The organism is Vibrio sp. 10N.261.54.A5 (assembly GCF_041471145.1).
GTDB classification, from domain to species: domain Bacteria; phylum Pseudomonadota; class Gammaproteobacteria; order Enterobacterales; family Vibrionaceae; genus Vibrio; species Vibrio crassostreae_C.
Map to the genome: position 1 here is coordinate 1 of NZ_JBFRNU010000113.1, position 373 is coordinate 373.

Here is a 373-nt window from a genome sequence, read left to right on the forward strand (position 1 = left end):
TCTGCAAACATCGATGTGAGTGTAACTGCCGTTGATGATGCGCCAGTGTCTGGTGACCTAGCGTACTCAATCGATGAAGACGGTTCTATCCGTTTAAGCCAAGAGCAATTGCTATCACAAGCATCTGACGTAGAGGGCGATGACCTTACTGCTAGCGGCCTAACGGTTGGTGGAGATGCGACGGTTGTAGCTAATGATGACGGCAGCTTCACCATCACGCCAGATGAGAACTTCAATGGTGACATCGATATCAGCTTCGATATCTCTGATGGCACCAATACGGTTCAAGCTTCTGCAGACCTAACCGTTAACCCAGTAAATGATTTGCCAGTACCTCAAGATCAACAGTTCAGTGTTGAAGAAGATGGAACGC

At 48.0% G+C, this 373-nt stretch carries 1 protein-coding gene; it reads left to right on the forward strand.

What is annotated here, in order from left to right; translation table 11 throughout:
- Positions 1-373 (forward strand): cadherin-like domain-containing protein (locus tag AB4329_RS22335; RefSeq protein ID WP_372139311.1); only part of this gene is annotated, 373 nt, incomplete at both ends.